The following is a 20,140-nucleotide window of genomic DNA, read 5'->3' as shown; positions in this document are numbered from 1 at the left end:
CTACATTCTCCTCTACATCGGGTTACCTTTACTATACGCAACGAGCAGGATTTTTGTCAAACAGAATTTGGAAGGATAGGAAAATTTGCCTTTGCCCCGACAGGGAAATACGCTATGCTAGAAGAAAAAAAGGAGAGAGATCCATGGAGGAACGAACAAAAGAGGAATGGCTGAAGAAACAGCCGATGCTGCAGGAGGTCAGCCAGGCCCGCGAGGTGTTTTGGGAGAACCCGCGTTACGGGGAGCCCCATTTTGCATTGGACGAAAGTGACATACAGGACGCGGCCGGGCGCCTCGAGCGCTTTGCCCCCTATATTGCCCGTGTATTCCCCGGCACAAATGGGCTGATTGAGTCCCCCATCCGCGAAATCCCGGCTATGCAGCAGGCACTAAGTGAGCCGTACGCCACCATCCCCGGCAGGCTGTTGCTGAAGCTGGACAGCCATCTGCCCATCTCCGGGTCTATTAAAGCGCGGGGCGGAATTTATGAGGTGCTGAAATACGCAGAGCAGCTGGCTTTGCAGCACGGACTGCTGAAGCAGGGCGATTCCTACGCCAAACTCGCCGAACCGGAGGCGACGGCCTTCTTTTCCCGGTACCGGATTGCAGTCGGCTCAACCGGCAATCTTGGCCTCAGCATCGGCATCATGGGCGCGCAGCTAGGGTTTGGGGTCACCGTACATATGTCGGCTGATGCCGCTTCCTGGAAAAAGAATTTACTCCGGCAAAAAGGCGTCACAGTAAAGGAGTACGCGGATGATTACAGCAAGGCCGTGGAAACCGGGCGACTGGAAGCAGCGGCGGACCCTCACTGCCATTTTGTCGATGACGAAAATTCGAAGGATTTGTTCCTTGGATATGCAGTGGCGGCTTACCGGCTGCAAAAGCAATTGGCCGGGGCCGGCATTCCGGTCGATGCCGAGCACCCGTTGTTCGTCTATTTGCCATGCGGTGTCGGAGGCGGCCCTGGCGGGGTGACATTCGGCCTGAAAACGGTATACGGGTCTCATGCCCATTGCTTTTTTGCAGAGCCGGTGCAATCTCCCTGCATGCTGATTGGGATGATGACGGGGCTGCATGACGAAGTATCTGTACGCGATTTCGGCTTGCGGAATGAGACTGCTGCCGACGGACTGGCCGTCGGTCGTCCCTCCCGTTTTGTCGGCAGGGAAATGGAATCGTCCTTAAGCGGTATCTATACAGTTGAGGACACCCAGCTGTTCAGGCTGCTCCGTATGCTCGCGGAGCGGGAAGGGCTTTTTCTGGAGCCGTCCGCCCTGGCCGGCATGTACGGTCCGGTGCAGCTGCTACGCACAGCATCAGGGCAAGCGTACACCTCCCGTCTGCCGTTGGAGCAGGCCACTCATCTTGTGTGGGCAACCGGAGGGAGCATGGTGCCGGATGATGTGATGCAGACATATTATCAACGCCTGTGGTGAAATTTCGCTTCTAGACTTTTCCCCGTCCGCTGCGCTATGATAAATAAGATTAAGTTTCCAGTAAAGAAGGAATGTCTGTGCTTCGCTCATATGCTTTGTTAGTTGCATGTGTCACTCTATGGGGCAGCAATTTTGTATTTGGTTCCATGTTGATTCAAGAATTTTCTCCTATCCCGCTGGCAGCGGTCCGGCTGATCTGCACCTCGCTCTTTTTGCTCGCGTATGCATGGTTTGCCAAGAAGTTTACGAGAATAAGAGCCAGAGAGGGCATGCTGCTGCTGGCGCTTGGCATGGTCGGTACGCTGATGAATCAGACGGCCTTCTTTAGCGGGCTCCGGACAACGGATGCAACCACGGCGGCTCTCATTCTTTCCCTGTCGCCGCTGGTGACCGGCTTGCTCGCAGCTGTGTTTTTGAAGGAGACCTTTACCTTGAAAATGCTGGCCGGCTCTATCGTCGCATTAATCGGTGTGTTTTTTGTCGTCGGCAAAGGGACTGTCGCTCTCTCCGGCGGAGTTGGCTTCATGTTCCTGGCCATGCTTACCTTCTCTTCGTCCATGATTTTCATGCGCAAGCTGACGGAAAAGCTGGATTCCTTTATTACCACAGTGTATGCCACAACGGTCGGCACCATCATGCTGGCGCCCGTGTCGCTGCTTCAGGGCCCGATCCACTTAAGCCATCACATGTGGGCTTGGCTGCTGCTTGTCGGCAGCGCGATTGTCATGCAGGGCATTTGCGGTTTAATTTGGAACCGCCAGCTGCAGGTGGTGGGGGCCGGCAACGCCGCCATGTTTTTGAATCTGCAGCCGTTTGTCACGATGCTGGTGGGCTTCGCCTTGCTGGGCACAAAGGTGACCTTGCCGCAAACAGCCGGTGCCGCCCTCATTATCGGCGGCGTGCTCGTCTCGCAATGGAAAACAAGAAGAAAGCCGCTGGAAGCAAAGCTGCCGGCGCAAATTTCGTGAAGCTGCGTACCACTTGTGCGCAGTTTTTTGACATTCGGGCATACTGAGAATATCTTCCACTTATAACAAGGAGGGATTGTTTGATGGAACCAATGCTTTGCCCCGGCTGTAAAACAAACCGGACACGCTTTAATCTCATTGAGCAGCAGCCCCGTTCGGTCAAACTGCATCCGCAAACCGGACAAATTGAAGAGGAATATGCAACCGAAAACCTGAGTCCCTTCCATATGCCCTACCGCGGCCCGGCTTATAAAGTGCAATGCGCAGTCTGCGGACTTGTTGAGGATGCGGATATGTTCGTACAGTTTGCCAAGCACCGTATGTAACGCAAAAAGGCTCCCGATACGGAGCCTTTTTGCTTATGCTTCGAGATCCTTGCCGTCCTCCACGATATGAAACAGCAGGTGCGCCAGATGATGAACCGGGCCATACTCTTCATCATCCTGCTCGTCATCCTCCACCTCATCGGCAAACTCCAAATCGTTTAAGTACAGGGCCGTGAACTCGTAAAATGTTTTTAAATCAAAGCCGTAACAGGCAGTCGGGTCTTCATTTTCTTCTTCATAATGCAAGGCCATGTAGGACTCGTTCCCTTCCTCATCCTCAGCATCAAAAAACACAAAAAAGCCCATGCTGGTATCGAGTTCAAAGAGATGGCGCGTCCCGCCGGCCGTAGTCCGATTATAGTCTTCTTCATTCAGCTTTTGCACGGTAATACCCTGCAGCGCGTCACCTTCATGGAACGTCACTGTAAAGGATTTCATCTGCCTCACCTCCAAATTTGTCCCCATTAGTATGGACAAAAACAGAAGGCACAAGTCGGAACACGGAAGAGAGCGTTCTTCACCCCTTCCCCAAAAACCCCTCCAGCAGCGCACGCTTTGCTCGCACCTGCGGATTGTCGTCACTTAGCGACTGAATGTAGAGCTCCAGTGCATCCCGCGATGATTTCCTCGTTTTGGCATCGATGGCAAGGTTTTTCAAGTCCTTCGGCAGAAAGGACAGCTGCTCCTTCACCTTCCCTTCCAGTTCGTCTCCCCGAAAGCCCTGCCTTTGCAAATCGCCTCGCAGCCATTCCACGAACAAATCTTGTTCCATTTGCATCTCCTCCTTCCCATCAGCATGCAAAAACAGAAGGAGGCTCCCCTCCTTCTGTCCTGTCAATCACGCTGTTCTCTTCGCGCGGCATCAATGGTGCCGCCCATATAGCTGTCGCCCACCTGATTGTACGTTTCCATGAACGCCTGCTCCACAAAAGATTCGCCGCGGCTCTCGAGCGGATTGAAGCAATACTCGGCCATATGCGGATCCTGCCGTTTCTTTGTCATCCTTGCACGCCTCCTTTTCTTGTCCCCCCTAGTTTCTATTGTTTCAAGAAAATTATCAGAGGAAGAAAAAGGAAAAATTCAACCCAGCACAGGCGGTTTACGGTGCCTGGTTGCCTGTTCAAAGGCATATGCGGCTTCAATCAGCACCGATTCCGTAAATGCGCCCGCTGTAAAGGTGATGCCAAGCGGCTCGCCTTCTGACGTATAGCCCGCAGGCACTGTCACAGACGGATATCCAGCTTTCGCCGGCAGTGCACTGCCATAATAGTGCGGCGAGACGAGAAGATCCAGCTGATGAGCTGCCAACGCCGCGTCAATACCGTTCTCTTGGGACAGATACAGATCACGCTCCCTGTTTTCCATATAGGACGGCTCTGTCAGCGTGCCGCTCGTCAGCTCGGATTGGGCAAGCAGTGTTTGTCCATGCTTCAGCGCATCCTTGCGGTTTTGCTCATTAAACACCAGAACATCCCGCAAAGAATGGACAGGAATCCGCGGCCCGACTGTCCGCAGATACGCATTCAGTGCCGCTTTGAATTCATAGATGAGCACCTCGTAGTTGCTTTCCTCAGTCTCGGACGGAATGACAACATCCTCGATGACTGTCGCGCCTTGCTCGTCCAGAACCCGGATGGCCGCCTCCATTAAGGCAAGCTGTTCTTCATTCAAGTACTGGAAGGTATGGCGGCTGATGCCGATTCGCTTTCCTTGCAGCCCATCCTGCTTTAAGAATGTGGTATAGTCCAGACCAGGCTCTGGATTTTTCAAGGTAGCCGGATCCTTCCCATCCTGCTTCGTCAAGGCGGAAAGCACCACCGCGGCATCGCTGACGGTGCGGGCCATCGGGCCTGCAGTGTCCTGGCTGTGTGCGATTGGAATAATGCCGCTCCGGCTGACCAGGCCGACTGTCGGTTTGATGCCGACAATCGAGTTTGAGCTTGCCGGGCTCAGAATGGAGCCTGATGTTTCCGTGCCGATTGCCGCTGCCGCGAGATTCGCCGCAATGGAAGCGCCGGAGCCGCTGCTCGATCCGCCGACATCAAACGGACCGTACGGATTTTTCACCTGGCCGCCGCGGGAGCTGTAGCCGTTTGGCATATTCTCCGTCATGAAATTGGCCCACTCTGTCATATTCACCTTGCCAAGCAAAACCGCGCCTGCCTCGCGCAGCTGCTCCGCCACGAAGGAATCCGCTGCCGCCACATGCTCCGCCAGCGCCAGAGAACCTGCGCTTGTATGCATACGGTCTCCTGTATCGATATTATCCTTTAATAAAAGCGGGATGCCATGAAGCGGCCCCCGCACCCCTCTTTGTTTGCGCTCAGCGTCCAGTGCTTCGGCGATATGAAGGGCATCCGGGTTCAATTCGAGCACGGAGTTGATGCCGTTCTCTCCCTTATCATAGGTGCTGATGCGGCTCATGTACATCAGAACAAGGTCACGTGATGTAACCTTTCCAGCCTCCAATGCCTCCTGTAAATCGGCAATGGTCGTTTCCACAAGCCACTCTTCTGCCAGAGCTTGCAATTTTGGATTATGCATATTGGTAGTTCCCCCTCAACAAATAGTGCCACACTACCAATAGTACAAATGTTTGCACCATTCGTAAAGAAAGAAGGCCACAACATACAGATTTTTCTGACAGGGCAGCCAGTCTGGGAGAGGCCCAGCAGTTCCGTTCTGTTTTCAGCAGAAGCCAGAGCCCGGATTTGAACACCCGCCGCTCCATCATGTAAAATAAAGCTTGTGAGCAAATATGCCTAAGGAGGAACCCGAGTGAACGTTACAGTCACAGAAAGAGCGGAGCGGCAGCTCAAGTCTCTTGCACCGCAAGGGATTGTGCTCCGCATCGCCATTACGCCGGGCGGCGGCTGAAGCGCCGTCATTGATACGCAGCTCGTTCAGGCTGAACGGCTTCCGGATGATGTAATATATGAAGAAAATGGGGTTTGTCTATTGGCAGATTCCTATGCGCGAACACATTTAGAGAACCGCATCAAGCTGGATTATCTCTCCGGCTTCCGCATTGACACGCCGAATGAGACATTGGCATACGGATTATCCGTCTGCCGCAGGAAAGAAAACGCATGATGAATCAGCTCCGACGCTGGGCCAAAGCGCTGAAAAGCCAGCTGTATATCTTATACTTGGCTTACCGTGACCCTCGCGTGCCGCTGCATGCAAAGGTGTTCACCCTTTGTGTGGTAGCCTATGCATGCAGCCCCATTGACCTGATTCCCGATTTCATCCCAGTGCTTGGGTACCTCGATGATATCATTCTTGTCCCGTTTGGTGTGTACCTGGCATTAAAGATGATCCCTCCGGCTGTGCTTTCGGACTGCCGGCAGCAGGCAGAGCGGCAGCCGCCTGCCCGAAAGCCAAACAGCTGGGCTGGGGCCGCCGTCATTCTGGCTGTGTGGGCCACCGGGCTTTTTATGGCCGGGCTGTGGCTGGCGAAACGCTTATAACCGGACAAACGTGAAAAGAGAGACTTCGCCAAAGTCTCTCTTTCCTTGTTATTGAATCAAACGGGCGTTTACGACACCTTCAATGCTGCGGATCTTATCCACAATGGCTTGCTTTGTTTCCTCTGCAATGCCGTTGTCAATATCAATAATGGTGTAGGCCCATGGACCTTTGCTTCGATTGATCATGTCGGCGATGTTGATGCCATAATCCGCCAGACATCCTGTCATCTGTCCGACCATGTTCGGTACGTTTTTGTGCGCAATAGTCAAGCGCTTCTTGCCGATGTACGGAATTTCTACATTTGGATAGTTGACGGAGTTGCGGATATTTCCCGTCTCCAGATACTCACGCAGCTGGCGCGCCGCCATTTTTGCGCAGTTCTCCTCGGATTCCTGGCTGGAAGCGCCAAGGTGGGGAATCGGAATGACATTCTTCATGCCGAGCACGTTCTCGTTCGGGAAATCTGTGACGTATGCTCCTACAATCCCTTCTTCGAGCGCCGCCCGCAAGTCTGTTTCGTTGACAAGTTCGCCGCGGGAGAAATTCAGAATGCGGACGCCGCGCTTCATGGAACGGAAGGCAGCGGCATTGAGCATTTCTCTTGTTTGCTCCAACAGCGGCACGTGAATGGTGATATAGTCACATTCAGCATAAATCTGCTCCAAATTCATGGCGCGCTGCACTTGGCGGGAGAGGCGCCATGCTGTTTCCACGGATACATAAGGGTCATACCCCATGACATCCATATCCAATGCCAGTGCATCATTCGCCACCAGGGCCCCGATGGCGCCCAAACCGATAATACCGAGCTTCTTGCCCTTGATTTCTGTTCCGGCAAACTCTTTTTTTCCTGCCTCGACAAGCTGCGGCACGGCATCTCCCTGCCCTTGCAGAGATTTGGCCCACTGAATGCCGTCAACCAGGTTGCGGGCAGACAGCAGCATGCTTGCGAGCACCATTTCCTTTACGGCGTTGGCATTGGCGCCCGGTGTATTGAATACCACAACGCCTCTTTCTGTCATGTCCGCCACCGGAATATTGTTGACTCCGGCGCCGGCACGGGCAATTGCCTTTACATTTTCAGGCAGCTCCATGCTGTGCATGGAAGCACTGCGGACCAGAATCCCATCGGGGTTCTCCTGGGTTGTGCCAATTTCATAGCGTTCTTCAGGAAATACCATCAGGCCGCTGGCAGCAATGTTATTTAGCGTTTGTATACGAAACATGGTCTCCGCTCCTATCACTTATCGGTTTCTTCTTTCGAACTCTTGCATAAATGCAACCAGCTTTTGGACACCCTCCAATGGCATCGCATTATAGATGCTGGCCCGCATGCCGCCGACAGAGCGGTGGCCCTTCAAGGTTTCCAATCCCGCTGCCTTCGCTTCGCGGATAAACTGCGCTTCCAGCTCAGGAGTCGGTGCCGTAAACGGGATATTCATCAGGGAACGGTCCGCAGGTGCCACCGGAGATTGGAAAAAGTCCGATTCATCAAGCGTGTTGTACAGCAGTTGCGCCTTTTCCCGGTTGATTTGCTCAATAGCCGGCACACCGCCCAAATCGCGCAGCCACTCAAACACGAGCTTCGCCATATAAATGCCGTATGTCGGCGGCGTATTGTACATAGAGCCGTTGGCTGTATGTGTCTCATAGTTCAGCATCGTCGGGCAGGATGCTTCCGCATGGCCGATCAAATCGTCACGGATGATGACCACCGTCAAACCGGCCGGGCCAATATTCTTTTGCGCCCCGGCATAAATCAGGCCGAATTGCGACACATCATACTGCTCTGACAAAATATTGGAGGACATATCAGCCACGAGCGGGATGCTGCCTGTATCCGGAATGGCCGGGAATTTTGTCCCCTCAATCGTGTTGTTTGTGGTGATGTGAATATAATCAGCATCCGGGCTGAACATATCCCGCCGTAAAGCCGGGATGGAGGTGAACTTTTGCGTTTCACTGGAGGCTGCCACTGTCACTTCGCCATATTTCCTGGCTTCCGCAATAGCGCGCTTGGACCAGGAGCCTGTATGCACATAGTCCGCCTTCTTGTTGCGGAACAGGTTCAGCGGCACCATCGCAAATTGCAGCGACGCCCCGCCCTGCAGAAACAGCACCTGATAGCCGGACGGAATGTTCATTAATTCACGTAAAAGGCTCTCAGCTTCCGTCGCAATTTCTTGAAACGCCCCCGACCGGTGGCTCATTTCCATGACAGACATGCCGGTGCCCCGGTAGTTCAGCAGCTCGCGCTGTGCCCGTTCCAGCACAGGAAGCGGCAATGCCGACGGACCTGCAGAAAAGTTATACACTCGTTCCATTTCTCTCTCTCCCGTCTTCTTTTAAATATTCTGAATTATAACCTGTTTTAAGAGAAGCGGTCAATCTATTCTCCTCCTTTGCGCCAACAAGCCATGGAATCGTTTGCAATTACGAAATCTTCAGAACAAATTGACACTTCTTTCCTCCCTGCTTATGCTAGAAACAGAAGGGAGAGATGCAGGAATGCAAACCACAAAGGAATACGCGCAATTGTTAGATTCACAGGATCCATTGGCCTCCTTCCGGCAGGAGTTTTATATACAGCCGGGTGTAGTCTATATGGACGGCAACTCGCTCGGCCTGCTGTCGAAGCGGGCCGAGCAGGCGCTGCTTGACATGCTTGAGAGCTGGAAGCAGCTTGGCATTGATGGCTGGCTGGACGGCAAACACCCCTGGTTTTATGTCTCCGAACAGATCGGCGCTCTGCTTGCCCCGCTCGCGGGCGCTGCTCCGGAGGAAGTCATTGCAGCCGGTTCGACCACCGTCAATCTGCACCAGCTGGCAGCCACCTTTTATGAACCACAAGAGACACGGACGAAGATTCTTGCTTCGTCACTGGACTTTCCGACCGATATTTACGCCCTGCAAAGCCAGCTGCGGCTGAAAGGCTATAACCCGGATGAGCATCTGCTGCTTATTGAAAGCCGGGATGGACGCACCATCTGGGAGGAGGATATCATTGCGGCAATGAACGAAGAGGTGGCATTGGCAATTCTGCCCTGTATCCTGTATCGCAGCGGGCAGGTGCTCGACATGCAGCGGCTGACGGCCGCGGCCCATGAGCGCGGCATTCTGATTGGGTTTGATGCCTGCCATTCCATCGGCGCCATTCCGCACCGATTTTCCGAATGGGGCACGGATTTTGCCTTTTGGTGCAACTACAAATACATAAATGGCGGTCCCGGCAGCACAGCCGGCCTGTATGTCAACCGCCGGCACTTCGGCCGCCTGCCCGGGCTGACGGGCTGGTTCGGTTCAGATAAAGAAAAGCAGTTTAATATGGAGCACACCTTTTCCAAGGCGGAAGGAGCCGGGGCCTATCAGCTCGGCACGCCGCATATTCTAAGCAGCGCCCCGCTCTTGGGATCCTTGGAGCTGTTCCGGGAAGCCGGCATGGACCGGGTCCGCCAAAAATCACTGCTGCTGACTTCCTATATGCTGCAGCTGATCCGCAGCGAATTGCATTCGTATGGCTTTACCGTCGGCACGCCGGAAGAGGAGGAGCGCCGCGGCGGCCATGTCGCGCTGGAGCATCCAGAGGCTGCCCGCATTTGCAAGGCGCTGAAGCAAGCCGGCGTTGTGCCGGATTACCGCGCCCCGGACATCATCCGTCTGGCGCCTGCCGCCCTTTACACTTCCTTTGCCGATGTCTGGGCCGCTGTTGCGGCACTGAAGGAGATTATGGAGAAGAAGCAATACGAAGCCTTTCCGAACGAACGAAATGTCGTAGCATAAGGAGACATCTGATGAAAAAATGGATTGATATCTCACAGCCGTTACACAATAGGATTGCCGTATGGCCGGGCGATACCCCGTTTCACTACGAGGTTTCCTGGAGTAAAGCGGACAGCGGCTCTGTCAATGTCGGCAAGCTGACCATGAGCACCCATACCGGCACACATGCCGATGCCCCGTTTCATTTCACTGATGACGGGCAGCGGATTCTTGATTTGGATTTGGAGCGGTTTATCGGGCCTGCCCGGGTGGTGGATGTGACCGCTTTCTCCGTTCTGACAGCTGCGGATTTGGCCGGTGTTCCACTTGAGGGAGTCACCCGTCTCCTGCTGAAAACCCGGCACTCCTGTAACCCGCAGGAGTTTCCGTCCCGCATTCTGCAGTTGGATCCGGATGTTGCCCCGTTTCTGGCCGAAAAAGGCATTCTGCTTCTGGGAGTTGATATCCCTTCTGTCGACCTGCTCGACAGCAAGGAGCTTCCGGTGCATCACGCGCTGCTCGCAAGCCATGTTCAGATTGTTGAGAATCTTGTGCTGGATGCCGTCGAGCCGGGGGATTACGAATTCATCGGTTTGCCGCTGCCATTGCAGGACAGCGACGGCAGTCCGATTCGAGCGGTTTTGCGGCCGCTGTAATACGCAAAAAGGAGACCGGAACGGGTCTCCTTTTTAGATGCTTCCGAGCTGGATGGTGCGGAGCAAATGAATGGTGAAAAAGAATGCCTGGGACTGCTTTGGCCACAGCGACGGCAGCTCTTCTTCGTTTATGTAGCCTTCAAAATCTTCAACATCCAGGAAATGGCGGCGGCCGGCAAACAATGGCGGCACAGTCGGCTCCGTGAGCTGCCCTTCAGGCGTCACACACGCTGCAAGCGGATACAATGAACTCTGCATGGAGAAGTCATTCTGCCCAACCATCAATGCCAGTTCAAAATCACGCAAGCCGATAATCACCGGCTGTCCCGTGCGCAGCACGTGCATGCACCCATCACCCACGGTTTTCATCAGCATTTCCATTTCTTCGTTGGAAAGCACTTCTTCGTGTTGCTCAAATGTTTCTGTCATGATTGCTGTTTCCTCCCATACTCCCTGTCCCGGAAACGTCGAATCTGACATTTCCCGACAATATCTCCGGTTCATTATACAAGCATCGTATCACTAATCACCCGGAATTGCATCAACTTTTTTGCAGGATGCACCACTCTCCGGATGCGGTCTCACCCTTGTGCTTTTTGCTGTGCCACAGTCTTCCCGAACACCGGCTTGTCTCTCAAAAATACTTTCAGATACGGCTGTCCAAAGCTGTCCAGAGAAACAAGATAAAATAAGAACAGCATCATACAGGCGATGAGGCCCACCAGGCCCCCGACAGTCGCGACTCCCAGGAAGACATATTTGATGACACGCATAGAAAAGCTCATTTCATTGATCGGGATGACGAAGTTGGAGATCGCAACAGCTGATACAATGACGATCATAATATTGCTTGCCAGCGCCGCCTCTGTGGCTGCCTGTCCCAAAATCAAACCGCCGACCGTTGTGGCGGTGGAGCCAATCGATTTTGGCAGACGAATGGAGGCTTCAATCAGCAGCTCCATCATGAGCAGCATGAAGATGACCTCAAGGTAAGATGGATACGGCACTCCGACACGGCTTCCTGCGATCGAAAGGGCCAGCTGGACCCGGAAAATTTCCGGATTATAAGAGGTAATGCCAATGTAAGCAGCCGGCAGAATCAGGCTGACTGCCAGCCCCAGATAGCGGAGCGTCACGAGAAAGTGGGCTACCCAATAAGGCTGGTACATATCCTCCATGGAAGACATAAAGTCATAAAATATGGCCGGCGCAATCAGGGCAAAGGGTGTGCCATCCATCAAAATGATAATCTTCCCCTGTGACAAGTTCAGTACAACGCGGTCCGGCCGCTCTGTCACAATCATGGTCGGAATCAGCCGGCGCTTTTTCTTGGTAATAATCCGCTCCAGCTGCCCCAGTGCTTGCACCACGTCCTCTTCCGCTTCCTCCAAGCTCTTTTGAATTCTTGCCAAAACCTCGGCTGATGCCAGCTCTTCATCATAGATCACCGCCACATTCTGTTTGCCGACCTTGCCCACCACCCCAGGCTCAATCCGCAGCGACGCCTGATGGTAACGCGAGCGAATAAGATTTATATTTGTCGACAAGGCCTCACTGAAGCCTGTCTGCGGCCCTTGAATCGTCGTTTCCACTGTAGCGTCCATGGCGGATGGATTCTGTATATTTTTAATTTCAAACGCCAGAAGATTGCCTTCAATGCCCACCAACGCATTGCCTCTCAGCAGCAACCCGCGCAGCTCATCCTCTGTTTCGAAGGTTTTCCTGACCGGTATGGAATACAGATAAGAAATATATTGCGCTTGATCCGCGATTTGAAAAAAGGCGCCAACCAGATATTGCTGTATTTTTGCCGAATCGCACAAGCTGCCGATATATAAAAGCTGCATCTCTTTTTCGTTTGCAGTCAGCTTTCGCAGCACCACATCTACAGCCGGCAGCAATTCCTGCTCCAACTGCTTCAGCTGCTTTTCTACATGCCCGTGCATTTCTTCACATCCTTTACCGGCATTTGTGTTAGTTATGGCTCACCGGCCCCCTTTTTATGCCGGGGCTGCACCGGGCATAAAAAAGCACCGGGCAAACGCCCGGCGCTCCAGATAAGAAAGAATGATTGCTAATTCTTTGCGAAGAACCGATCGAACAGATGATACAGCGCTGACAATCCGACAAGCCAATATACTGTGTCCACCAAGGCCGGCACGGACCCGAACACTTCCTCCACCAGATTAAAATCGAACGCTGTAAACCACCAATTTAACCCGCCGACAATCAACAGAATGCTCGCCAATACGGACAGAAACTTCATGTTGTCACCTCCAGGCGGAATATGAAAGGCCTTTCACTAAAGTATATGTGACAATATCATGAACTTTCCTTCTTTTTCTTGACGTTCAACTATTTTCTCCACTATTATTCTTATTTTTACTTTTTTTCATCTCCTGCTCCAGTGTTTGGCAAGCCTGCATCGCCTGGCCGAAGAAGTATTGCAGCGGCTGGGTGCGGGATGGCTCCTGCATCGCCAAGGCCGCATTTTTCATTTCATTATGGGCGAACTCCAAAGCATAGGGTGCCGCCTCTTCTCCCTCCAAGCAACGCCACAACGCCTGCACTGCGGCATCCAGCTGCCCCGAGGCATGCTCCGGGCTTCTCTCTGCCTGCATGAGCGCAAACTTCGCCTGCTTCACCGCTTCCTGTACATCCTGCATGACGCCAACTCCTTTAAGCCGCCATTGGCAGCAAAATATGGTATAGTAAAGCTGTACATATTTTTTGCAAGGGAGAGTTGTTTTATGTTCTTACCAGCCTTTGATCTGCAAGGGAAAACAGCGCTCGTTACCGGCGCAGGGCGCGGCATCGGCCGGGCATTGGCCATTGGTTTGGCGGAAGCGGGAGCTGATGTCATCCTGCTGTCACGGACAAGGGAGCAGCTTGAGGAGGTTGCTTCCATCATCAGGGAAATTGGCCGGCAGGCATACGTACTGACATGTGATGTAACAAAACGCGAAGATGTGGCACGCGCCGTACAGGAAGCGAAGGAAGCAGCCGGGGGCATTGATGTTCTCATCAACAACGCCGGAATGAATATCCGGACACCTGCGCTCGAAGTGACAGATGCGGACTGGCAGACCATCATGGATACAAACCTGAAATCCGCCTTCATGCTGTCACAGGAGGTCGGGGCGCTCATGAAGGAGCAGGGCCGCGGCGGAAGCATCATCAGCATTACCTCGGTTGCAGGCCAGGTCGCGCTCCGCACCGGTGTCGTGTATGCCGCCACAAAGGCAGCCCTGATTCAGATGACGAAGGTACTGGCATTTGAATGGGGCAAGTATAACATCAATGTCAACGCCATAGGGCCATGGTACTTCAAAACACCGCTGACGGAAAAGCTGCTGCAGGATGAAGCGTATGTGCAGGATATCCTGTCCGTCACACCGCTCAAGCGCATCGGCGAACTGCCTGAACTGGTTGGCCCGGTCGTGTTCCTGGCATCAGATGCCGCAAGCTATGTCACCGGACAAACACTGTTTGTCGACGGCGGCATGACCATCCACGGATTTTAAAAAGCTAGGCGGGCGCCTAGCTTTTTCGCTTTCCTTCAAAAATGATTTTGCGCCCGAATGGCTCTACCACCACTTCGCCGTCGCGCTCCACCTCATGAAAAATCGGCTCCTCCATCCGGCGGGATGGCGCGTAGCCCTCCTGCTCCATCCGCTGCAGGCATTGGTCGATGCTTTCGTGTTCCAGCACTTCAAACCGCTTTTTCTGCGACATATCCTGTCCTCCTTTTTCTCATAGCTTGTCCCGATTTGCACCTTTCCTATATTCCAACATTTTCTCATCCCATGCAAGAAAAGAGTGAAGCTGTTGCGGTATGCACAAAAGGAAAAACTGGCCCGGCCCATGAAAAAAGCCGGCTCCAGCCGGCTTAAAAACTCTCCGCTTTCGCAGGGACAGCTTCCTCCTGTCTTTTCAGCTTCACCGCATACACGGCGGCCACCAGTCCAAGCAGGATGGTGATGCAGATGAAAAAGCTGATCTGCCGCACGTTTTCAATGAAGAGCCCGCCGAAAATCGGGCCGGTGATGCTGCCGCAGCTGAACGCGATGCCGCATAAGATATTGCCTGCCGGCAGCAAGTACCTCGGCAGCAGGTCGGTCATGTAGCCAAGCCCAAGCGAGAAACAGGAGCCCACGATCATGCCGGCCAGGAGGATCAGGCCAAACAGCACCCAGTAGTAATGATCCAGGAAGGCCGCCAACAGGAACACAACCGCACTGCAGCTGAAGATCCATGTCAGCAGGCGGCCCCGGCCGAAGCGGTCACTCAGCACGCCGAGCGGCACCTGTGTAATCAGGCTGCCGATGGCAAAGGCCGGCAGCAGGAAGGATATTTGCTCCACGGACAGCCCCGTTCGAAGTGCATATACAGGAAGATTACTGTTGAGCATCGCCTCCAGCAAGCCATATACGAACGGCGCCAGCAGGGCAATCCAGCCATAGGAGAGCACACTCTTATAGCGGGACGCAGAGGATGTTTCCTTCACCGCGCCTTCCTGCTCCGGGAAAGCGTTTCGCGCCGGCAGCACAAGCAGCCATCCGATCAAACAAAGAATGGAAGATACAAGGAAAGGTGTTGATAAACCGTACTTTACTGTACTCGCCAAATACGGCCCCAAAGCAAAGCCGATGCCGAAGGAAGCTCCGTACAGGGCAACATTCTTGCCCACCCGTTCCGGTTGCGCCGTCGTGGTAATCCATGTCTGCGTGCCGACATGCAGCATATGGTCTCCGACACCAATCGCAAGGCGAAGGGCGAACCAAATCCAGAACGAAGAGAGTTGGGTGAACAAAAACAGCGAGATGACGACCATTAGTCCGCCAATGACAATAAGCGGCTTCATCCCGAAACGCTGCATCGGCTTTTCCAGAAACGGCGAAATGAGCAGAATGCCAATATACATGCCTGTTGCATGCATGCCGTTAAAGCTGGAGCTGATGCCCTGCTGTTCAAAAATCATGGCGATGGCCGGCAGCAGCATGCCTTGGGATATGCCTGAAATCGCTACAATACTGACCATGATCCAAAAGGTATAGTTTTTCAATTGCCTTCACTCCTGCATTTTGAGTCAACTGTTCTATTATACATGCAGGACGGCTCACCGTGATAGAAAAAAGAAAACCAGCACACGGCTGGTTGTTATCCCTTCAGGAAAGAGTTTATCGTGTTGACAAGCGCATCGAGACAATCGACAAGCGGAGAATGCCCGCAATCCGGCAGCAGGACATACTCGGCCTGCGGCACGGCTTTGGCGATGCCTTCCCCCATTGCTGGCGGCACAACGTAATCCCGCGCTCCCTGAATCACAAGAGTCGGCGCATTCAGCTTCCGCACTTCTCCCGTTCCCGCAACCACACCGTTATGCTCTTCAGAAATGTTGAAGGTCGCAAGGGCGTAGTCCACATCCACCAGGTTGCGCTGCGTCAGCATGTCCTCCAGATATTCCTCATAGTGGTCCGGCTCCGGTTGCTTATGCGTATAAATCACGAGGTTCCAAAGAGCGCGGTAAAATTCCTTGTCGCGGTTTTGCAGCGCCTGCAGCACGGGCGCCACCTGCACCGGGTCTGCAGCAATCTCTTCCTTTGTTGTCAAGAATTCGCCCAAGACCGGCTGGCCGGCCGCATCCTTTTTCAGAATCGGATATCCTTGAATGCCGACAGATTCGATGAGAACAAGCTTCTCGACCCGTTCCGGATAATCGATTGCAAATTGCATGCCAATTCCGCCGCCGGTGGACCAGCCGGCAATAGAAAAGCGCTGCAGCCCCAAAGCGTCCGCGAACTGCTTTACATCCTCGGAGAACTCCTTCAGCGAGCTGATCGGCTGCTGATAGGTGGAAGCCCCAAAGCCGCGCAAATCCGGCGCGTAGATGGTGTATTCATCCTGCAGACGTTCCATCAGCACATCCCAGTGCTTGGACGACGTCATATTGCCGTGCACGAGCATTACTATCTGTTCCCCAGAACCGGCTTTCCGGTATGCAATCGTCTCCCCATTTGGAAGCACCACAGCAGAAATTCCTGATTCGAGCTTCATCATGCTCTCCCCCTTTTTGTGTAAGCGTTTCAAAATATATTGTACTACCATATGGTATATAATTCCATTTAAATTTTCAGACTTTTTCCTGTCTTTTTGTCTTTCTGTATATTTCATGCTATCGTAAAACAAAGAGCGCCAAGCGAAAGAAAGGAAGGACAACAGGTGAAAAAGAAGCGTCTCATACTCCTCTCCGCCATGCTGGCCGTCTGCACGTCCTGCAGCCAGTTGCCAGGGTCTTCGTCCTCCAGTGCCGAAATTTCAAAAAGCAGCACTTCTGCAGCAGGTATCAATTGGCTGCAGCCCAATCAGATGAGGCCGGCGATGCTGCACATGAAGGATATGACAACAACAAAAGAAGTAAAACGCGGAGCTGCACTCACGGTTCCTTTCCTATATCAGCCATTATCGCTGCAGCGGCTGCCGGTGCAGGATGAACAGGGAAACACCGTTCCCTTGGAAGAGCTGCTGCGTTCAGCTGACACAGACGGCTTTCTTGTTTTGCATGAAGGAAAAATTGTATATGAAACGTACTTTCACGATATGAAGTCTTCAGATTTGCATGGAATGGCCTCTGTCAGCAAGGTGTTCACCGGGCTTCTCGTTTCCCTGCTGACCGGGGAGAAGAAGCTGAGCCTGTCCGCTTCTGCTGCCGAGTATGTCCCGGAATTACGCGGTACCCCTTTTGGCAAAGCGACGCTCCAGCAGCTGCTCGACATGCAGGTGAGTGCCATGTACCCTACCCACGGCTTCCAGCAGGAAGGATTGGCCAATCAGGATGCCCAGCTGTACTTGGCCTCCCATCAGCTGCCCCGCCCCTTCGGCTACGAAGGGCCGGATTCGATCCTGGGCATGCTGCGCGAGGCCCGGGAAACAGACTCGCCCGGTGCAGCCTTTGCCTATAACAATGGGTCCACAGAGACATTGGCCGCCGTGCTGCGCCGGGTGACCGGCCGCTCTCTTTCCGACTTGGTCAGCACACGCATTTGGAGGAAGCTGGGAGCTGAACAGGACGCGATGTATGTGACAGACCCAACAGGCGCCGAACAGGCAAGCGCCGGCTTCAATGCCACCCTGCGCGACATGGGGCGCTTTGGCCAAATGATGCTGCGAAACGGCTCCTATCACAGCAAACGGGTGATTCCTGCTGCGGTTGTGCAAGAGATTCGGCAGCACGGGGATCAAGAGATATTTTCCCGCAGCACAGCTGCCGCCAAACGCCCGGACTATTCCTACCACAATCAATGGTGGCTGACAAACAATGAGCACGGGGCATTTGAAGTGATGGGAAGCTATGGCCAGCGGCTCTATATCGACCCGGCTGCAGAAATGGTCATTGTCCAGTTCTCCTCCCGCGCCATCGAACGGGCGGAAACAGATGCTGCTATGGTAGAAGCATACCGCCAAATTACCGGGGCCTTGCTGAAGTCATAACCCACTGATTTCCTTTTGACACGCTGACAGCAGCCGTGTTACGCTATCGTTTGTTCTAGCTGGGACATTCCTTTAACACCCAAGCAGGCACCTGGTGATGGAGGTGTTTGCTCCGCTTTTGCAGAGACAGCGCCGCGCTGTTTCTGATGACAAAGGACATGCGAATCTGCATGTCCTTTTTTCGCCACAACTTTCCGCATAAACCCTTCATATTTTTCCAATTTCTGACCCATACTACAAGGGTAAACCAACAAAGGAGGGATGTTGTATGCAACAAAAAAATGCCCGAGGCCATGTGCAGGATTCTTGCTCTGCGCTGAATGAAGCGGTATCCTGCCTGCAAAGCGCACTGGATACTGTAGAAAAATCAGATAACCGCCAACGTATCGAGCAGTCGCTGCAGGCTGTCCAAAATGCACTGCATCAGTGCGACAGCACTGCCCAAGTTTTATCACAGGAATAAAAAAGCAGCATCCTCCGGGATGCTGCTTTTCTTATGAAACTGACTTCATAAACACGGTAAGGGTCAGCGTGAAATAAACAGAGTTTGCAATTTCCCAAACGCCGACCTTTAAAGCTGGCATGTTTTTGCCGTAGAAAAACAAAGCCCGCAGCAGACTTGGCAAAAAGGCCAATGCCAGATAAGGCGAAAGGAACAAGGCGCCCGCAGTCAACGCAAGGTGATATCCCCAAGACACGTACCGATACGCCGGACTGTTTTTCTCACGAATCATTGTCTTCACGTAGAAGGTGCTTCCCATGAAGAAGCAAAAGCAAGATAACAGAATCCACCAAGCTGCTTCATCCATGTACCCGGTTCCGAATAAGTAGCTCATCATGCCGCCGATGCAGAAGGTCAAAATCGCTGCAGCATCGTTGAGCAGGGCCCGTTCCTGCTTCTTTTTCGCAAAGTACATATTCACGAAAAACAACGGCAGCATGGCCAACGCCGCATACACAATCCGCCACTCGTGAAGGAGCGCAAGAATCCCAAACGGGGTTGCTGCCCCCATATAAAATACGGCCCAGTGCAGAAAATGCTTCTTGCGCCGCTGCTTCAGATACATCAGAAACGGATATGTTCCGAGATACATAAACAGCCAGGCAAAGAACAAAGCGATGTGGTGCCAGGACGGATTCCCTGCAATCACACCGAACAAAAATGGCATCACCAGCATGCTCCACGCCCCGTGCTGGTTCGGAATCAACAGCTTCATTTATACGTCACCTCAAAGAGAGAAAAGTCTATATGTGTTACTATTATAGCACCCGGTGTTCTTTCCTCTTTGGCGAGATATGAAGATTTCTTGTCAAAATTCCCGCAGCAGCTGCAGGGCAATATAGACAGCCACACCCCAGATGATGCAGGCAGACAGCTTATTGAGCAGGACAATCCATTTTCCTGTTGTATCCCTCGCCCCCAACACACGTCCTCCCAGGGCCAGCCCGAAAAACCAGAGCCAGGATACACAGATGCATGCAAGCGTAAACAGCGCTTTTTCTCCCCCTGTGTATGCAAGCGAGCTTGTCCCGATGACGCCGACTGTGTCAAGTATGGCATGCGGATTCAACAGAGACACAGACATTGCAAAGGCAATTTGCTTGCGGGGCCCCAGCGGCTCCTGTTTCCCGCTTAGAGAAGCAGGAGCACTGCGCCACACGCTCCAGCCCATGTACAGCAAGAAGAACAGACCAATAGTAAACAACAACAGCTTCAGCCATTGAAGCGTCAAAATGAGAACTGACACCCCAAGAACGGCCAGCAAAATCAAACAGGTATCACACAGACCCGCTGTAATAATGACCGGCAGCGCCCGCCGGAAGCGCGGCTGGCCGGCTCCCTGATGAAACACAAATACATTTTGCGCCCCGAGCGGCAAGATGAGCCCGAACGCCAGTACAAATCCATGTGCAATAGCTGCAAACAATTCCAATCTCTCCTCTCCACAAAAAAGGCACTTCTTATCATAAGAAGTGCAACGGAGGCAAACTAATATGTAGTCGCGACTCTACACCCTATATCTCTATGC

At 53.1% G+C, this 20,140-nt stretch carries 25 protein-coding genes; 10 read left to right on the top strand and 15 right to left on the bottom strand.

Features of this window, described 5'->3' with window-relative positions:
- Positions 1 to 143 precede the first annotated feature (143 nt).
- From dsdA to NK662_RS19655, 3 genes are all read left to right on the top strand, one after another.
- Positions 144 to 1,439, top strand: a complete 1,296-nt coding sequence (dsdA, locus tag NK662_RS19665; RefSeq protein WP_254760664.1) for a D-serine ammonia-lyase — start codon at positions 144 to 146, stop codon at positions 1,437 to 1,439.
- Positions 1,440 to 1,516: 77 nt separating this feature from the next.
- Positions 1,517 to 2,407, top strand: a complete 891-nt coding sequence (locus NK662_RS19660; protein WP_254760663.1) for a DMT family transporter — start codon at positions 1,517 to 1,519, stop codon at positions 2,405 to 2,407.
- Between the two features lie 83 nt (positions 2,408 to 2,490).
- Entirely contained in the window at positions 2,491 to 2,733 is a 243-nt protein-coding gene (locus NK662_RS19655; protein WP_254760726.1) for a DNA alkylation repair protein, read from the top strand.
- A 33-nt stretch (positions 2,734 to 2,766) separates the two neighbouring features.
- Here the strand turns inward: NK662_RS19655 and NK662_RS19650 are convergent, their stop codons facing one another.
- From NK662_RS19650 to NK662_RS19635, 4 genes are all read right to left on the bottom strand, one after another.
- Positions 2,767 to 3,171 (bottom strand): cytosolic protein, encoded by a 405-nt coding sequence (locus tag NK662_RS19650; protein WP_254760662.1) that lies wholly within the window; start codon positions 3,169 to 3,171, stop codon positions 2,767 to 2,769.
- 79 nt (positions 3,172 to 3,250) lie between these two features.
- A complete protein-coding gene (locus NK662_RS19645; RefSeq protein WP_254760661.1) occupies positions 3,251 to 3,505 on the bottom strand; it encodes a hypothetical protein in 255 nt (84 codons plus the stop codon).
- Positions 3,506 to 3,567: 62 nt separating this feature from the next.
- Complete coding sequence (locus NK662_RS19640; RefSeq protein WP_254760660.1) at positions 3,568 to 3,735, bottom strand: YozQ family protein; 168 nt, start codon at positions 3,733 to 3,735, stop codon at positions 3,568 to 3,570.
- Positions 3,736 to 3,813: 78 nt separating this feature from the next.
- A complete protein-coding gene (locus NK662_RS19635) occupies positions 3,814 to 5,277 on the bottom strand; it encodes an amidase family protein (RefSeq protein WP_254760659.1) in 1,464 nt (487 codons plus the stop codon).
- A 414-nt stretch (positions 5,278 to 5,691) separates the two neighbouring features.
- Between NK662_RS19635 and NK662_RS23650 the strand changes: the two genes are divergently transcribed.
- Positions 5,692 to 5,826, top strand: coding sequence for a hypothetical protein (locus tag NK662_RS23650; RefSeq protein ID WP_279665285.1), 135 nt, complete (start codon positions 5,692 to 5,694; stop codon positions 5,824 to 5,826).
- Complete coding sequence (locus NK662_RS19630; protein ID WP_254760658.1) at positions 5,823 to 6,203, top strand: YkvA family protein; 381 nt, start codon at positions 5,823 to 5,825, stop codon at positions 6,201 to 6,203. Before NK662_RS23650 ends, NK662_RS19630 begins: the two co-directional genes overlap by 4 nt.
- Positions 6,204 to 6,251: 48 nt before the next feature.
- Here NK662_RS19630 and NK662_RS19625 read toward each other — a convergent pair whose 3' ends face one another.
- Positions 6,252 to 7,430, bottom strand: coding sequence for a phosphoglycerate dehydrogenase (locus NK662_RS19625; protein WP_254760657.1), 1,179 nt, complete (start codon positions 7,428 to 7,430; stop codon positions 6,252 to 6,254).
- An 18-nt stretch (positions 7,431 to 7,448) separates the two neighbouring features.
- Positions 7,449 to 8,528: a 3-phosphoserine/phosphohydroxythreonine transaminase gene (gene serC / locus NK662_RS19620; protein WP_254760656.1), complete on the bottom strand. Its 1,080-nt coding sequence runs from the start codon at positions 8,526 to 8,528 to the stop codon at positions 7,449 to 7,451.
- Between the two features lie 184 nt (positions 8,529 to 8,712).
- Between serC and kynU the strand changes: the two genes are divergently transcribed.
- A complete protein-coding gene (kynU, locus tag NK662_RS19615; RefSeq protein ID WP_254760655.1) occupies positions 8,713 to 9,984 on the top strand; it encodes a kynureninase in 1,272 nt (423 codons plus the stop codon).
- 11 nt (positions 9,985 to 9,995) lie between these two features.
- On the top strand, positions 9,996 to 10,619 hold the full coding sequence (gene kynB / locus NK662_RS19610) for an arylformamidase (RefSeq protein WP_254760654.1): 624 nt from the start codon (positions 9,996 to 9,998) through the stop codon (positions 10,617 to 10,619).
- Positions 10,620 to 10,652: 33 nt separating this feature from the next.
- On the opposite strand, the gene NK662_RS19605 is transcribed toward kynB, so the two are convergent.
- The 4 genes from NK662_RS19605 to NK662_RS19590 all read right to left on the bottom strand — a co-directional run bounded on the left by NK662_RS19605 (position 10,653) and on the right by NK662_RS19590 (position 13,285).
- On the bottom strand, positions 10,653 to 11,048 hold the full coding sequence (locus tag NK662_RS19605) for a hypothetical protein (RefSeq protein ID WP_254760653.1): 396 nt from the start codon (positions 11,046 to 11,048) through the stop codon (positions 10,653 to 10,655).
- Positions 11,049 to 11,200: 152 nt separating this feature from the next.
- A complete protein-coding gene (locus tag NK662_RS19600) occupies positions 11,201 to 12,565 on the bottom strand; it encodes a spore germination protein (protein ID WP_254760652.1) in 1,365 nt (454 codons plus the stop codon).
- A 128-nt stretch (positions 12,566 to 12,693) separates the two neighbouring features.
- On the bottom strand, positions 12,694 to 12,885 hold the full coding sequence (locus NK662_RS19595) for a DUF378 domain-containing protein (RefSeq protein ID WP_254760651.1): 192 nt from the start codon (positions 12,883 to 12,885) through the stop codon (positions 12,694 to 12,696).
- Positions 12,886 to 12,970: 85 nt separating this feature from the next.
- Positions 12,971 to 13,285, bottom strand: a complete 315-nt coding sequence (locus NK662_RS19590) for a hypothetical protein (protein WP_254760650.1) — start codon at positions 13,283 to 13,285, stop codon at positions 12,971 to 12,973.
- A gap of 84 nt (positions 13,286 to 13,369) precedes the next feature.
- On the opposite strand from NK662_RS19590, the gene NK662_RS19585 reads away from it, so the two are divergent.
- Positions 13,370 to 14,143, top strand: coding sequence for an SDR family NAD(P)-dependent oxidoreductase (locus NK662_RS19585; protein WP_254760649.1), 774 nt, complete (start codon positions 13,370 to 13,372; stop codon positions 14,141 to 14,143).
- Positions 14,144 to 14,159: 16 nt separating this feature from the next.
- On the opposite strand, the gene NK662_RS19580 is transcribed toward NK662_RS19585, so the two are convergent.
- From NK662_RS19580 to phaZ, 3 genes are all read right to left on the bottom strand, one after another.
- Positions 14,160 to 14,354 carry an NETI motif-containing protein gene (locus NK662_RS19580; RefSeq protein WP_254760648.1) on the bottom strand — a complete coding sequence of 65 codons (195 nt, stop codon included), beginning with the start codon at positions 14,352 to 14,354 and terminating at the stop codon, positions 14,160 to 14,162.
- A 154-nt stretch (positions 14,355 to 14,508) separates the two neighbouring features.
- Entirely contained in the window at positions 14,509 to 15,660 is a 1,152-nt protein-coding gene (locus NK662_RS19575; RefSeq protein WP_254760725.1) for an MFS transporter, read from the bottom strand.
- A 119-nt stretch (positions 15,661 to 15,779) separates the two neighbouring features.
- Positions 15,780 to 16,676: an intracellular short-chain-length polyhydroxyalkanoate depolymerase gene (phaZ, locus tag NK662_RS19570; protein WP_438503643.1), complete on the bottom strand. Its 897-nt coding sequence runs from the start codon at positions 16,674 to 16,676 to the stop codon at positions 15,780 to 15,782.
- A gap of 165 nt (positions 16,677 to 16,841) precedes the next feature.
- Between phaZ and NK662_RS19565 the strand changes: the two genes are divergently transcribed.
- Positions 16,842 to 18,110: a serine hydrolase domain-containing protein gene (locus tag NK662_RS19565; protein WP_254760646.1), complete on the top strand. Its 1,269-nt coding sequence runs from the start codon at positions 16,842 to 16,844 to the stop codon at positions 18,108 to 18,110.
- 268 nt (positions 18,111 to 18,378) lie between these two features.
- A complete protein-coding gene (locus NK662_RS19560) occupies positions 18,379 to 18,573 on the top strand; it encodes a hypothetical protein (protein WP_254760645.1) in 195 nt (64 codons plus the stop codon).
- A gap of 31 nt (positions 18,574 to 18,604) precedes the next feature.
- On the opposite strand, the gene NK662_RS19555 is transcribed toward NK662_RS19560, so the two are convergent.
- Positions 18,605 to 19,327 (bottom strand): YwiC-like family protein, encoded by a 723-nt coding sequence (locus NK662_RS19555; RefSeq protein WP_254760644.1) that lies wholly within the window; start codon positions 19,325 to 19,327, stop codon positions 18,605 to 18,607.
- Positions 19,328 to 19,420: 93 nt separating this feature from the next.
- Complete coding sequence (locus tag NK662_RS19550) at positions 19,421 to 20,038, bottom strand: LysE/ArgO family amino acid transporter (RefSeq protein WP_254760643.1); 618 nt, start codon at positions 20,036 to 20,038, stop codon at positions 19,421 to 19,423.
- Positions 20,039 to 20,140: the final 102 nt, after the last annotated feature.

The organism is Ectobacillus ponti (genome assembly GCF_024294785.1).
Taxonomy (GTDB): domain Bacteria; phylum Bacillota; class Bacilli; order Bacillales; family Bacillaceae_G; genus Ectobacillus; species Ectobacillus ponti.
This window is presented reverse-complemented; position numbering and strand designations above follow the sequence as displayed.